Origin of the sequence: Halovenus aranensis (genome assembly GCF_900100385.1) — an archaeon.
Classification (GTDB): domain Archaea; phylum Halobacteriota; class Halobacteria; order Halobacteriales; family Haloarculaceae; genus Halovenus; species Halovenus aranensis.
The window spans coordinates 11989-24799 of sequence record NZ_FNFC01000011.1 but is presented as its reverse complement, the minus strand read 5'-3'; the positions used below and the strand labels follow the sequence as shown (position 1 = coordinate 24799).

Annotated in this window: 16 protein-coding genes; 5 read left to right on the top strand and 11 right to left on the bottom strand. The window is 62.6% G+C overall.

Features of this window, described 5'->3' with window-relative positions:
- The first annotated feature begins 31 nt into the window (after positions 1-31).
- A complete protein-coding gene (locus BLR34_RS11720; RefSeq protein WP_092703239.1) occupies positions 32-517 on the top strand; it encodes a COX15/CtaA family protein in 486 nt (161 codons plus the stop codon).
- A 14-nt stretch (positions 518-531) separates the two neighbouring features.
- Here BLR34_RS11720 and BLR34_RS11715 read toward each other — a convergent pair whose 3' ends face one another.
- Positions 532-1212 carry a class I SAM-dependent methyltransferase gene (locus BLR34_RS11715; RefSeq protein WP_092703237.1) on the bottom strand — a complete coding sequence of 227 codons (681 nt, stop codon included), beginning with the start codon at positions 1210-1212 and terminating at the stop codon, positions 532-534.
- Between the two features lie 41 nt (positions 1213-1253).
- Positions 1254-2744 (bottom strand): sensor histidine kinase, encoded by a 1491-nt coding sequence (locus tag BLR34_RS11710; RefSeq protein ID WP_092703235.1) that lies wholly within the window; start codon positions 2742-2744, stop codon positions 1254-1256.
- 104 nt (positions 2745-2848) lie between these two features.
- Here BLR34_RS11710 and BLR34_RS11705 point away from each other — a divergent pair, with 104 nt between their 5' ends.
- Both BLR34_RS11705 and BLR34_RS11700 read left to right on the top strand, forming a co-directional pair.
- Positions 2849-3292 (top strand): response regulator, encoded by a 444-nt coding sequence (locus BLR34_RS11705; protein ID WP_092703233.1) that lies wholly within the window; start codon positions 2849-2851, stop codon positions 3290-3292.
- Between the two features lies 1 nt (position 3293).
- Entirely contained in the window at positions 3294-4367 is a 1074-nt protein-coding gene (locus tag BLR34_RS11700; protein WP_092703231.1) for a hybrid sensor histidine kinase/response regulator, read from the top strand.
- A 1-nt stretch (position 4368) separates the two neighbouring features.
- Here the strand turns inward: BLR34_RS11700 and BLR34_RS11695 are convergent, their stop codons facing one another.
- The 3 genes from BLR34_RS11695 to BLR34_RS11685 all read right to left on the bottom strand — a co-directional run bounded on the left by BLR34_RS11695 (position 4369) and on the right by BLR34_RS11685 (position 5763).
- Positions 4369-4683, bottom strand: a complete 315-nt coding sequence (locus tag BLR34_RS11695) for a hypothetical protein (protein ID WP_092703229.1) — start codon at positions 4681-4683, stop codon at positions 4369-4371.
- A gap of 80 nt (positions 4684-4763) precedes the next feature.
- Positions 4764-5489 carry an archaeal proteasome endopeptidase complex subunit beta gene (gene psmB / locus BLR34_RS11690; protein WP_092703227.1) on the bottom strand — a complete coding sequence of 242 codons (726 nt, stop codon included), beginning with the start codon at positions 5487-5489 and terminating at the stop codon, positions 4764-4766.
- A 67-nt stretch (positions 5490-5556) separates the two neighbouring features.
- The gene (locus tag BLR34_RS11685; protein ID WP_092703225.1) at positions 5557-5763 is read right to left on the bottom strand and encodes a hypothetical protein; all 207 of its coding nucleotides are present in this window, start codon (positions 5761-5763) and stop codon (positions 5557-5559) included.
- Positions 5764-6020: 257 nt separating this feature from the next.
- Between BLR34_RS11685 and BLR34_RS11680 the strand changes: the two genes are divergently transcribed.
- The gene (locus BLR34_RS11680; RefSeq protein ID WP_092703223.1) at positions 6021-6383 is read left to right on the top strand and encodes a DUF555 domain-containing protein; all 363 of its coding nucleotides are present in this window, start codon (positions 6021-6023) and stop codon (positions 6381-6383) included.
- 51 nt (positions 6384-6434) lie between these two features.
- On the top strand, positions 6435-6977 hold the full coding sequence (locus BLR34_RS11675; protein WP_092703221.1) for a CBS domain-containing protein: 543 nt from the start codon (positions 6435-6437) through the stop codon (positions 6975-6977).
- A 3-nt stretch (positions 6978-6980) separates the two neighbouring features.
- On the opposite strand, the gene BLR34_RS11670 is transcribed toward BLR34_RS11675, so the two are convergent.
- The 6 genes from BLR34_RS11670 to BLR34_RS11645 form a co-directional block, all read right to left on the bottom strand.
- Complete coding sequence (locus BLR34_RS11670; protein ID WP_092703219.1) at positions 6981-7898, bottom strand: metallophosphoesterase; 918 nt, start codon at positions 7896-7898, stop codon at positions 6981-6983.
- An 86-nt stretch (positions 7899-7984) separates the two neighbouring features.
- Positions 7985-8983, bottom strand: coding sequence for a phosphoribosylformylglycinamidine cyclo-ligase (purM, locus tag BLR34_RS11665; protein ID WP_092703217.1), 999 nt, complete (start codon positions 8981-8983; stop codon positions 7985-7987).
- A 91-nt stretch (positions 8984-9074) separates the two neighbouring features.
- Positions 9075-9704 (bottom strand): zinc metalloprotease, encoded by a 630-nt coding sequence (locus BLR34_RS11660; protein ID WP_092703215.1) that lies wholly within the window; start codon positions 9702-9704, stop codon positions 9075-9077.
- Positions 9704-11272, bottom strand: a complete 1569-nt coding sequence (locus tag BLR34_RS11655) for a TraB/GumN family protein (protein ID WP_394327691.1) — start codon at positions 11270-11272, stop codon at positions 9704-9706. Before BLR34_RS11655 ends, BLR34_RS11660 begins: the two co-directional genes overlap by 1 nt.
- A 49-nt stretch (positions 11273-11321) precedes the next feature.
- Positions 11322-12338 (bottom strand): histone deacetylase family protein, encoded by a 1017-nt coding sequence (locus tag BLR34_RS11650; protein WP_092703213.1) that lies wholly within the window; start codon positions 12336-12338, stop codon positions 11322-11324.
- Positions 12335-12775 (bottom strand): histone, encoded by a 441-nt coding sequence (locus BLR34_RS11645; RefSeq protein ID WP_092703211.1) that lies wholly within the window; start codon positions 12773-12775, stop codon positions 12335-12337. The genes BLR34_RS11650 and BLR34_RS11645 overlap by 4 nt, the downstream gene beginning before the upstream one ends.
- Positions 12776-12811: the final 36 nt, after the last annotated feature.

Sequence of the window (12811 nt, the reverse complement as noted above, 5' to 3'; positions counted from 1 at the left end):
CTTTGAAATAGATGCACACCAAAACCCACGTATGCGCGTACCCCTTCGACACTACCTGGCGACCACGACCGCTGGAACCTTCTTCCTGATACTGCTGGGCGTGTACACAGGCAAAATCGGCGCGGGCCTGTCGTGTGAAGCGCGCTGGCCGCTCTGTGACGGCTGGATGGGGCTGTTTCCGGCGAACTGGCCGAGTTTCGTCGAATGGTTCCACCGTCTGGTCGCGTTCGTCGTCGGGTTCATGATTCTCGGCGCGGCAATCATGGCGTGGCGGCGCAACCGCGGCAAGTCGCTCAGATACACGACCGGTCTTGCGGTCGTGATGCTCCCCGTCCAGATTTTCTTCGGGGCGAACACCGTGCTCAACTTCGGCGTCACAGCGTCGATGATGCACCAGTTCGCCGCGCAGGCAATCTTCGGGTCGCTGGTCGTCGCGACGACCGTCGCCTACGTCACGGCTAACATCGGTTCGGGCCAGCACTCCTCGACTCCGAACATGCAACACGCGGACGACTAACCCGGTGCCTTCCTTTAGGGCGCGACACCGACAGTCAGCAGCGTGCCCTGGGTGCGATATCGGTCGACCATCGCCTCGCGACTCTCCCAGTTCTCTGTCGGAAACGCGTCGGCAGGTGGAATCTCTATCTCGCGGTCCGGGATGGTATCCTGTGCTGCGACGACCAGTCCCGCCTCACGGAACGCCTCGCGGTACTGTTCGCGGCTCCATAGCTGCATGTCGATGTCGATACGCTCTTGCCACTCGTGGGTGTGTATCGACTCCTCGAAGAAGTTCACGGCACAGTAGAAGGTTCCCCCAGAGCGGAGCACGCGCCGAATCTCTTCTAACACCTCGACTGGCCGCTGGCTGTAGTAAAATGCCTCCATCGACCAGACGTGGTCGACGGCATCCTCGGCCAGTGGCAGATGGTGGAAGTCGCCGCCGACGAACCCGACGTTCTCGTCGTCGGTGTACTCACGGGCGTTGTTGACCATCTCGATAGAGCCATCGAGGCCAAGACATGGCCCGGCCTCGCGGGTGTCCCGGAGCGCACGCAGGGCGTATCCCGACCCCGTGCCGAGGTCAAGCACCGTGTCGCCGGGTTCGACTGGCATCCGCGCGAGCGCGTGCTTGGCAGTGTGCCAGTGTCGCTCTTCCATTCCTCTGTCTTTCCCTGCCTTGGCCCACTGGTCGAACTCCTGTTGGACGCTCATTGTCGGACACAGCGACCGCGCGCTGTTAAATCACTCCGTTCTCACCTGGGCACCGAAAAATAGAACGTTGTTCCGTCGTCGGCCGATTCTACCCAGATGTTGCCGCCGTGTCGCGAGAGGATGCGGTCACAGATTGCGAGTCCCATGCCTGTCCCGTCGCCGTCGCGGTGGCCGCGCTCGAAGAGGTCGAAGATTCGGTCCTGTTGTGACTCCGGGATGCCGGGACCGTCGTCGCTGACCGAGAAGACGACCTCGTTGTCGCGCTCCTCACAGTCGATGTGGATTGTCGGCTGGTCGACGTGGTCGATTGCGTTCTCGATGAGGTTCTGGAAGACCTGTCCGAGTTGATTCCGGTCCGCCTCGACGGTCGGCAGCTCCGCCGCGGTAACCGTCGCGTCGACCTCCTCGATGCGGAGTTCGAGGCTCTGTCGCGTCTCTTCGAGTACCGCCGTCGCATCGGCTTCGGTGAATTCCTTTCCCTCGGTCTCGACACGGGAGTACGCGAGCAGTTCGTCGACCATCTTCTGCATCCGGTCGGCACCGTTTGCCGCGAAGTCGATGTACTCCTTGGCCTCCTCGTCGAGCTCGTCTCTGTACTCGTCTTCGAGCAGGCTCATGTAACTGGAGACCATCCGGAGTGGCTCCTGAAGGTCGTGTGAGGCGATGTAGGCGAACTGCTGGAGGCGGTCGTTCGACTCGGCGAGTTGTTCCATCTGTGCTTCGAGTTGCTCCTGTGTCTGGCGCAGCTCGGTGACATCAGTGTAGATGGCGAAAGCACGCCGGGCGTCGGTCCCGATGCCGTACGGCACGACCCGGAGCTTGAGGAACAGTCGACTGTCACCGACCCTCGACACGACCGCCGTGCTGTACACCTCTCGCTCCCGGATTGCCTTGCCGATCGCGTCCTCGACGGCCTCGTCGTCGTGGTCGACGACGGCTACGAGAGCTTCTCCCTCCGCCGAGTCGTCGACGAACAGGTCACGGAACTCCTCGTTTGCCCGCTCGATGGTGAGTTCACCACCGTCGTATCGGAGGTCGGCAATTCCGGCGGGGTCGTTCTCAAATAGCGACTCCCAGCGGTCTCTCTCGGTCGCTATCTCGTCACGAGACTGGTGGAGGCGCGCCGAGACGTAGCCGATGCCGGCACCGGCGACCGTCCCGCCGATAGCCGTGTGGGCACCCATAATCACCGGTTTGAACGTCTCCTGGTAGCTCTGGGAGCCGATTACCCACAGGAGAATGAACATGATTCCAATCAGCCCGAAAACGGCCCACCGCAACACGAGGGCCAGATACTGCCGCTCTCTGTTGTGATACAGCCAGTAACTGAAGCCGACAAATACCACCAGCAACGCGAGCGGGACGCTGTTTTCGAGCAGCGTCAGCCACAGCGCTTCACCCTGTTGGGTTGCATCCTCGTAGACATCGAACACGACGACCGCAGCCAGCGCGGCTGCGAGCGCGACGGCCAGCGCGAGGTGACTCCGCTCGGCTCCCGGCAACGTCTGGCGTCCTGTCTCGTCCAGCGACATATCTCACCCGATGTGCTGGTGTGCATATAAGTGACACGCCACAAAACATTCTAATACCGACAGAAAATATTAAGAAGCCATATTCACAATCAGCAGAAAGTACAATGTCCCCAGAGGAAGGGAAACCAATCGAAATACTGCTCGCCGAGGACAACCCCGGCGACGTGAAACTCACGGAGAAAGCGCTCGAACACGGGGACATACTCAATAATCTCCACGCCGTCGAGAACGGCGTCGAGGCGATGAAATTCCTCGAACAGGAGGGAGAATACAGCGACGCGCCGATGCCGGACCTGTTTCTGTTAGACCTGAACATGCCGAAAAAAGACGGGAGAGACGTGCTCGCGGAGATGGACGACGACCCGGAGCTGCGGCGCATTCCGGTGGTCGTCTTGACCAGTTCGGACGCAGAGGAGGACGTGGTCAAATCCTACGAGCTAAGCGCGAACGCCTATCTCACGAAGCCGGTCGACTTCGACGGCTTCGTCGATATCGTCAATCGGCTCGAGGACTTCTGGTTCAAGGTCGTCAAGATGCCACCGAAGTGAGATGACAGACGACACCGAGACGCTCGAAGTGTTACTCATCGAAGACAACCCGGGAGACGCGCGGCTCATCGAACACCACCTCCGCGGAGAGTCGGCCCAGGCGTTCGCCGAGGCGGTCGAACTCACCCACGTCGAGTCGCTCGAAGCCGGCCTAGAAGCCCTCGACGAGGGGACCTATTCGCTGCTCTTTCTCGACCTCGGACTGCCGGAATCGAGCGGCATCGAGACGCTCGAACGGGTCGATGACGCGGTGGATGCGACGCCGATTGTGGTGTTGACGGGACTCGACGACACCGAGACGGCGCTCGCGGCCATTCAGCACGGCGCACAGGACTACCTCCCGAAAGACGAGGTCGACTCCCGGCGGCTGTGGCGCTCGCTGCGGTACGCCGTCGAGCGCCACCGTCAAGAGCAGGCGCTCCGTCGCCGGACCGAACAGCTCGAGTTTTTCAGTGGTATCCTCCGCCACGACGTCAACAACGGCATCGACGTTATCGGGCGAAACGCCTCGCTGCTCGAAGCAGAACTGACCGGCGAACACGCCGACCGTGCCGACACCATTCTCGACTGGAGTGACAACATCGCGGACCTGACTGCGAAGGTTCAGGGGATGATTCAGGGAATTACCCGCGGCGAACAGCGCGACCTCGAATCAGTCGACATCTCTGGGGTGATTGCCGACCAGGTCGACACTGTCGAAGGGATGGACGAAGGCGTAACCATCGACACCTCGGTCCCGTTCGGTCTGTTGGTCCAGGCTGACGAGATGCTCACGGAGGTCATCCACAACCTCCTCACCAACGCCGTCGAACACAACGATGCCGACGAACCACGGGTTTCAGTCGAAGTGACTGCAGACGGCGGCACCGTCCGCGTCGATATCCGCGACAACGGACCGGGACTTCCCGAAACCGAGCGTGACTACCTCTGTGGCCGGGACCAACAGACAGAGGAGTCCAGTGGCTTCGGGCTCCATTTTGTCCGGACGATGGTGAGCGGTTACGGCGGGAGTATCTCGGTTGCTGATAACGACCCCAGAGGGACGGTCATCACGCTCGAACTCCTCGAGGCGTGAGCTAACTATCGTCGTCCCACTCGTCGTCGATATCTTCCTCCGGTGAACGTGCCAGCGGCGTGTCGTCGGCCCGGGACTTGTGAATCTGAAACGGCCCGTCGACGAACATCTCCTCGCGGTCCCTGGCGTCTGTCGTTCGGTCGTCGCGCTCGAATATGTATGCGAAAAAGCCGAAAAACGGGACCAGCGCCGCCAGCGCCGCCCACTTACGCGGACTCATGCCGTGTTTCGGCGCATCTCGGTAGACGTACCAGCCGGCACCGAGCAACGCGAGTACCGGAAAGCCCACGAGGATGCTAACTAGCAGCCACTCCATACCCGACATAACGGCCGGAACGACCTAAACGTGATGCTGTCGCTGGCCGGACGATGAGAAACTGAAAAGCGCAAGCCCGATTAGACGTCGAGTTCGTCGAGTCCGTAGTCGGCGATGTCGACGCCGTCAGAGGTGACCGTCGCCACGTAGATACCGTTGCCGGAGCCGGTGTCACGCTCGGCGGCCGCTTTGATGCCTGCGCCGGCCGCTTTCTGTGCCTCCTCGATGGACATGTCGGGCTCGTAGCGGTCTTCGAGGGTCCCGTATGCGACGGTGAGCCCGGAGCCGGTAATCGTGTAATCGTCTTTCATGACGCCACCGGCCGGGTCGATGCTGTAGACGTGACTGCCCTCGTCGTCGACGCCGCCGAGGATGGGATTGATAGCCAGGAACGGACCGCCGCGGGCGAAGTTGCCCGCGAGCGTCGAGAGCGCCTGCATGCTCATGTGTTCGCCGCGACGCGCTTCGTAGAGCTTTACTTCTGAGCGCAGCGTTCGGATGAACGACTGAGCACCGCCGACGCTTCCGACCAGCGTCAGGGCGGCCGTCGGGTGGATCTGTTCGACCTTCTGGACGTTCTTGTTCGAGACGAATCGGCCGCCGAGGCTGGCGCGCATGTCTGTGGCGATGACGACGCCGTCCTCAGTCGAGATGCCGATTGTCGTCGTACCGGTCTTGTTGACCGCCTCCTCGTCGCGCTCGCCGTTGGGGAGCGTTCCGAGTTCCGGCTCGTACGGGTCGGTCCCGTAGCGACCGGCCTGGTGCTGGTGGGGTTCGATGTTCGAACCGAACGAGTTGTCCTGCATATCCCGTGATAACGGCCGGTCACGTAATAAGGTTCTCGTTCGGGAAAATGCGACTGGAACCGGGCGGTCAGTTGCCTGTACTGCGACGCATCTCGTATGCCTCCTTGATGCCGAGGACTGCACGGTCGACCGGCAGCCGGACGCCAACCCGCCGAGTGAGCAACGCGAGTGGCAATAGCGCGATACCGCACAGCAGCGTCACCTGGTACAGGGCAAACAGCGTAGCGTGGTACAGACGTTCCATCGTGATGTACTCGACAACCAGCGATTTCACACGTATATACTTTGGGGCAAAATAGCCGACGATTGTTCATGCACAAAATCGACTGACCCCGCTCACGTATTGGGGTTTTCTCTAACTCGACGTGAAACGGGCGGCGTATGGGCCTTCGTGTCGGTATGCAGGTATAGACGTGCTTGGAGTGGTGCCAATTCGTCATAAGTTATGCAAATAGTAGCCGTGACGTGCGCCCGTTCGCGTGAGCGACCGAAATCAAAAAGGACGAGTATGTGCCCCGATATAGTTGTAATATGAACTATCGTGTTGTGTTGGAAGCGGCTTGGCTGGTTCACGATGTCGACGACATCGACGACGCCATCGGTGTGGCGGTGAGCGAAGCGGGGAAACGGCTCAATCAGGAGGATATGGACTACGTTGAAGTCGAGGTCGGCTTCACCGAGTGTCCGGCCTGTGGCGAACCCTTCGACTCGGCGTTTATCGCCGCCGACACCTCGCTGGTCGGTCTCATGCTCGAAATGAAAGTGTTCAACGCCGAAAGCGACGAACACGCACAGCGCATCGCGAAAAGCGACATCGGCGGCGCGTTGCGGGATGTCCCGCTGAAGGTGGTCAACACCTTCGAAATCGAGGACGAAGACGAGGAGTCGGCCTGAAACGGACCGACAGCCGATAGCTTTATATATTACTCCAAGTTATCACGGAGTATGGAGCTTCCGACGCCGGAAGAGTTGCGCGAGCGTCGGCTCGAACTCGGGCTGACCCAGAGCGAACTGGCCGAAAACGCAGAGGTGTCACAGCCACTTATCGCTCGCATCGAGGGCGGCGATGTCGACCCGCGACTCTCGACGCTCAGACGTATCGTCAATGCACTGGAAGAGGTAGAGGGAAGTCTGCTTCGAGCTCGTGACCTGATGCACACACCGGTGACGAGTGTCGCGCCCGACGAGAGCGTTCACGAGACCACGCAGCTGATGAACGAGCGCGGCTTCTCACAGGTCCCCGTGGTCCGCGAGGGAACCCCAGAGGGCTTGATAGGGATGTCTGATATCCGTCAGCGCTCTGTCGAAAACGTCGGCGAGCTACCGGTAGCCGAGGTGATGCACGAGTCGATAAGTACCGTCGAGCCCGACGCCCTGCTCGATACGGTCGACGCCCATCTCGACCACAACGACGCTGTGCTCGTCGTCGAGGGCGGTGAGACGGTCGGTATCATCACCGAGGCGGATATCGCTCGCCAACTCTCCTGATACTTACTCCCGGAGTACGGGCAACGAGAAGACGTGTTCGTCGACGCCGCCGTCTGGTGTCCTGCCAACGGCGCGTATCGAGTCCGGCGTCTCGACGACGACGGCCTCGCCGCCGTCACTCCGGCGGTTCTCCCGGATGACGTTCTCACAGAGGACGTTTCCGCGCCGGGTCGGCGCGTCCTGCCGGCTGTGTCCGACGACCTGTGGCGGTGCGTCCTCGGGCATGTGTTCGAAATCGAGCCAGGTGATACCGGCACCCGGGCCGCGACTGCTCTCGTTGCCGTAGCCGAACACCTGTGGGTACTCGTCGACGATGGCGGCCTCTCTGTCGATTGCATCGGGCTCACCGAGCCCTTCGAAGAGCGCGGTTGCGCCCTCGACGAGGGTCTCGTTCACCGTTGACACCTCGTAGGGGTCGGGCTGCCCGGCGTGTGCGTAGGTGACGTTGTAGCCCTCGTAGGCCGCGACGACGTGACCGTCTCGAATCTGCTCGATGAACGACCGCCGCTCGCGCTCGCTGCGCGTACCCGCATACCAGTTCGACCAGCCGTACAGCGCCGGCGTCAACACGCCCATCTCGTGGTTGCCGACAGTGACACGGACGTGACCGGGCGGTGCCTCGTCGACGAGTCGGTCGACCATCTCGACGACCCGGTGGCTCTGTGGGCCGCGGTCGATGAGGTCGCCGTTGAACACCAAGACGTACTCATCACCACCGGCCCAGTGGAGTCGCCGCGCGGCGTCTGACTCGACGACGGGGTCGTACTCCGGGTGGTCTGTGAGTGTGAGAAGCGCACTGCGCGCTTCACCGAGGAACCCGTGGATATCGCTGATACTGACGACAGTCGGCCTCTGAGAGAGGGCAGCGACGCTGTCGCGGACGGGCGGGGAAATCGGGCCGGTTTCGTGGGCAGCAAACACGCTAGTTCACCTGTTCGTCAGTAGCTACAGGACGCCACGGTACAAGAAGCATCTGCTTTGCACCGATTGGGGGTCGGTACCGTTGTTCACTCTATATGGAGGCCGCGGATGTCGACACCGCTCGTATCGTCGGTGACAGTGCCGATAATTCGGCCGTCGGTGGCCGCGACGACGCGCTCGGCGTCGGCTTCGGGCATGGCCGCGACGAATCCGGTGCCCATGTTGAACGTCCGGTGCATCTCCTCGTCGTCGACGCCACCTTCCTGTTGGACAAACGAGAAGACCGGCTGCGCGTCGAAGGGGTCGGTGATTTCGTAGCGAAACTCTCCCATCCGCGTGAGGTTCGTCCAGCCCCCACCGGTCACGTGGGCGGCCGCGTGTGTCTCGTTTTTCCGGAGGGCTCCCACTAGGTCCGTGTACAGCCGGGTCGGTTCGAGCAGTTCCTCGGCTATTGTCCGGTCGGGCGCAGGCGGGAACGGGTCCGTGTACGCGTGCTCGCGGGTGATTGCCTCTCGTGCCAGCGTTAGCCCGTTCGAGTGGATGCCACTGGACGGCCAGCCGACGACGACGTCGCCTGGTTCTGCCTCGCCGGGAAACAGCGCTCCCTTCGGGGCGAGGCCGGCACACGCGCCGGCGATATCGAGACCCTTGATAACGTCAGGCATGACAGCCGTCTCGCCGCCGACCAGCGCGACAGACGCCTGCTCGGCTCCGTGCCGGAGCCCTTCACCGATGGCCTCTGCGGTGTCGTCGTCTGGCTGTTCGACCGCGAGATAGTCGACGAACGCGACCGGCTCGACGCCCTGTGCGACGAGGTCGTTCGCGTTCATCGCGATGCAGTCGATGCCAATCGTCGAGTAGTCGTCGACGGCCTCGGCGACGAGGAGCTTCGTGCCGACGCCGTCAGTCGCCAGCGCGAGATACTGGTCGCCGATGTCGACCAGACCCGCGTAATCGCCCTCGAACTCGCCGGCCGCGCCGATGAGCGCGCTCGTCGCCGCCTCGCTCGCGTCGATATCGACGCCCGTCTCGGCGTAGGTGAGCCCTTCTTCGTCTGTCTCTCCGGAGTCCGTGTCCTCGCTCATGGTCGTGAGAGCGGCGGGCGCGGGCAAAAGCCCACCGCTTGCCGGTGCCAGGCACCGGACCGACGTCATCCGTGAGGACGGTCCTGCTGTGTCACAGGATGAACACGACCACGAACCCGACGAGTGACATCACTGCGAGAGCAAAGACGGCAGCGAAGACGCCTCTGTGCCACTGAGCGACGGTCTTGCCGTCGAGGGGACCGGCAGGGACCATATTGAATGCGGCCAGGAAGATGTTGATGAGTACGCCCATCTGGCCAACTTCGGCGACGAACCCGCCTCCGAGGCTGAACGGGACGAAAAACGCCGCCGCCAACACGAGATTTATCACGGGACCGGCGACTGCGACCAGGCCGTTCTGTCGTGTCGTAATCGCACCGCGGTGATAGACCGCGCCGGGTGCGGCAAAGAGAAAGCCGGCGACACCCGAGGCGACCGTGATAGCGAGCATGTTGTACTCCGCACGGAAAGCCGCTATCTGCCCGAACTGGACGGCGACAATCTTGTGTGCAAGCTCGTGCAGGAGAAAGCCCGCCCCGACGGTCGCCATGCTCAACAGGAAGACCCGGAACAGCTCTGTGACGTTCGGGGCGTAAATCGGCTGTCCTCTGAGAAAGTCACCTTCGAGAAAGAACGTAAAGGCGACGCTGAGCGCGAGCCAGGCGACCGCGAGGTCGCGCAGTTCTTCCCGGTAGAATCGAATGTCGGCGATTTCGTACATTATGTTACTGTCTCCCAGATGAGGCGTGCGCTCTCGCTCGCGCCGTCGAGCATCTGCTGGCCTAACTCGGTCACGCCGCCGATATCCGAGGCGAGATACGGCAACAGCACCGCCGCGAAGAAGACGCTGGCGAGGAAGCTCCCGATGTTAGTCATCGCGACGATGAGGATGAGCCGGAACGTCGGCACCTCGTCGCGCATGTCCTTGACGAGGCTGAGCATCGGCCGCTCATCGTCGCTGAGCATATCGTTGAGCTTACTGATATCTGCGACGTTGACGCTGGTATAGCGTAATTCGACATAGCCCGCGAACCACCCCGGCGCGAGCAGGGGATTGACGCTCGTGAGCCAGGCCACCGCGCCGCCGACGGTCGCACTACTCCAGTGTGCGCCGGCCAGCTTCGCCAGCGCGCCAGCCGCGAGGCCGTTGACGACGAACCAGACGACGAACACCCGCAGCAGAAACGTGCCCCGGACACCAGCCACCGCCAGCAACACGAAAAAGGCCAGAAAGCCGAGCGTGAACGCGTAGCCGATTGTCTTGTACGCGACAGTCCGGAGCCGACTCGTGCTCGGCTCCCCGACCAGTGACTCGCCCGGCGGCAGCTCCTCGGGGTGGTCGAGATACCGCTCGATGCCAGCCCGGTGTCCCGCGCCGACGACGGCGACGACATCGTATCCTGCCTCGCGCAGGGCGACGAGTCGGTGCGCGATGTAGGCGTCGCGCTCGTCGATGAGCGCCTCTGCGCCGCCCGGAGAGAACCGCCGGAACTCCTCTATCATCGCAGTCACCACGTCGGCGTCGGTCAGCCTGTCGAGGTCGATTTCGGCCTCGTCCATCCCGCGTGTCGACCGGACGAGCAACAGCGCGATGGGCGTCCCGACCGCGACGGCGACGGCGGTCGCAACGGCGAGCCCATCCAGTAACCCCAGCACCGAGCTGAGGAGACCCCCGACAAGGGGCACTCCAACGTCAATACCAGACGGAACGAGATACGGCCCGCCGAGTGCGCTCGCGACGATAGCGACGAGCGTCCCAAGGAAAAAACCGACCGTCAGGCCGGCGGTCCACGCGCCACCCATCTCGACGAGGAGGGCGGCGACGATAGCGAGCTTCTCTCGCAAGCGCATGCGCGACCAGAGCCGACGCACGGTCAGTTGGATGTCGCGGTCGACCAAGGCGACGCCGCTGCCGTGTTCCTCTGCGGCGTCGATTGCGGCCATCATGTCTGCGCCGGGTTCGATATCGAACCGGTCGCCGAGCCGCGCCTGAACGTATGAGAGCATCCAGTAGGCGAGAAACTGATAGACAGTCTTTCCCGAAATAACGTCTCCGGCGTCGATGTCGTCGGGGGCCTCACCCTGCATCCGCTTGTACCGCGTCTCGTCGAGTTCGACTGCGACGACATCTGGCTGTTGCTCTGCAATCGTCTGTTCGACTTCTTCGACGCTGTCGTGAGAGACGTGCGCCGTTCCGACGACAGTCACCGACCCGCCACCGCGTGACTGCGGGGCGACTGCCGTCTCGTCGGCGTCCAGCACGTCGCCGGACCCTCCATCGGTCATCATTCGGGCTTGTGGGTCACGTGGTTTACCATTGACGACTTTCGCCGGTGGGTCACTCTGTGACACCGGCAAAGCCCTGTGCCCGTACCCGGTCGAGTACGTCCGTTGCAGTATCTGACACCTCGCCGTCGTCGGGCGCCGGCTCGTAGCCGTCGAACACCTCATGAACCATGCCAACGCTGCTCGACAGCGTATCGAGACCGTACCCGCCTTCGAGGACGAACCCAAGACCGGCACCGATATCCTCCGAGAGCGCGCGTATCTGCTGGGCGAGCAGTCCGTACCCCTCCGTCGAGACCCGCATGCGAGAGATAGGGTCGTGCTCGTGAGCGTCGAAGCCGGCACTGACGAGTATCAAACCCGGGTCGAAGGCCTCGAAGGCGGGACCGATGACCGCAGAGAGCGCGGCGAGGTAGCCGCTCTGGGTCGTCCCGGGTGGAAACGGAATGTTCATCGTCGTCCCTTCAGCCTCGCCCGCTCCCGTCTCGTCGATGCTCCCCGTCGCGGGGTACAGGCCGTCCTCGTGAATCGAGACGTAGAAGATATCCTCGTTGTCGTAGCAGATGTCCTGAATCCCGTTGCCGTGATGGACATCCCAGTCGAAAATGGCAACGCGGTCGACGAGGCCCCGGTCGATGACCGACTGCGCCGCGACCGAAGCGTTGTTGAAAAAACAAAACCCCATGGCGTCGTCTTCGACCGCGTGGTGGCCCGGCGGCCGTCCGAGCGCAAACGGCGTATCTCGGCCGTCTGCGCCGTCGAGTGCGGCCGTAGCGGCCCACTCGGCGATACCGGCACTGGTGAGGGCAGCGTCCCAGGTGTCTTCACTGGCGACGGTGTCTGCGTCCCAGTCGCCGCCCCCGTCCTGGCAGAACTCCTCGAACTCGTCGACGTACGTTTCGTCGTGGACTGCGAGGACTCGCTCGATATCGATCGGGTCGGCAACGGCGTACTCCACGCTGTGTTTCTCCGCGAGCGCCTGCCGAATCGCACGGAGTCGGTCGGGACTCTCCGGGTGCCGCGGGCCGGTGTCGTGGTCGAGACAGCGCTCGCAGTAGCCAAATTTCATTCGAAGTACTGCTTGAGTTCGAAGTACATCTCGATGTCTTCGCCCTTGACTGTTCGCCTGTCGGCGTGGCGTGCAAGCATCGCCGCCGCGGTGGCGATCTCGTCTGCCCAGTCTTCGAGTTCGGCGGTCAGGGCAATTCGGGCGTCCATCGAGACCCGGAACCGGTCGTCGATGTCGAGCCGTGCAACCCGGTCGACCGGCGCAATCGGCAGCGCCAGCGCATCTTTGTCTGGAACCGTGTCGACGGCGAAATCCGCTGCCATCAGTGTTTTTCGCTCGTCGTCGTCGGCACGTTCTGCCGCGACGGTCGCTCGTTCGGTCCCCTCCCCCTGGATTCGGTGGGCGAGTTCCTCTGCCGCGCCGGCACTGACACGGAGGCCGCCTGCGTTCCGCCGGATGATAGTGTCAACCGGGGCGAACGGTAGCTCGACGCTCATACGCCAAATCGAGAGTGTGGCAATCTTAAGCGTTGT

Bases quoted from the DNA above. Each gene is read 5' to 3' on its own strand.
- BLR34_RS11720 (WP_092703239.1), top strand. From the start codon at position 32: ATGCGCGTACCCCTTCGACACTACCTGGCGACCACGACCGCTGGAACC.
- psmB (WP_092703227.1), bottom strand. From the start codon at position 5,489: ATGCAGGACAACTCGTTCGGTTCGAACATCGAACCCCACCAGCACCAG.
- BLR34_RS11695 (WP_092703229.1), bottom strand. From the start codon at position 4,683: ATGGAGTGGCTGCTAGTTAGCATCCTCGTGGGCTTTCCGGTACTCGCG.
- BLR34_RS11705 (WP_092703233.1), top strand. From the start codon at position 2,849: ATGTCCCCAGAGGAAGGGAAACCAATCGAAATACTGCTCGCCGAGGAC.
- BLR34_RS11675 (WP_092703221.1), top strand. From the start codon at position 6,435: ATGGAGCTTCCGACGCCGGAAGAGTTGCGCGAGCGTCGGCTCGAACTC.
- BLR34_RS11700 (WP_092703231.1), top strand. From the start codon at position 3,294: ATGACAGACGACACCGAGACGCTCGAAGTGTTACTCATCGAAGACAAC.
- BLR34_RS11710 (WP_092703235.1), bottom strand. From the start codon at position 2,744: ATGTCGCTGGACGAGACAGGACGCCAGACGTTGCCGGGAGCCGAGCGG.
- BLR34_RS11645 (WP_092703211.1), bottom strand. From the start codon at position 12,775: ATGAGCGTCGAGCTACCGTTCGCCCCGGTTGACACTATCATCCGGCGG.
- BLR34_RS11650 (WP_092703213.1), bottom strand. From the start codon at position 12,338: ATGAAATTTGGCTACTGCGAGCGCTGTCTCGACCACGACACCGGCCCG.
- BLR34_RS11655 (WP_394327691.1), bottom strand. From the start codon at position 11,272: ATGATGACCGATGGAGGGTCCGGCGACGTGCTGGACGCCGACGAGACG.
- purM (WP_092703217.1), bottom strand. From the start codon at position 8,983: ATGAGCGAGGACACGGACTCCGGAGAGACAGACGAAGAAGGGCTCACC.
- BLR34_RS11680 (WP_092703223.1), top strand. From the start codon at position 6,021: ATGAACTATCGTGTTGTGTTGGAAGCGGCTTGGCTGGTTCACGATGTC.
- BLR34_RS11660 (WP_092703215.1), bottom strand. From the start codon at position 9,704: ATGTACGAAATCGCCGACATTCGATTCTACCGGGAAGAACTGCGCGAC.
- BLR34_RS11715 (WP_092703237.1), bottom strand. From the start codon at position 1,212: ATGAGCGTCCAACAGGAGTTCGACCAGTGGGCCAAGGCAGGGAAAGAC.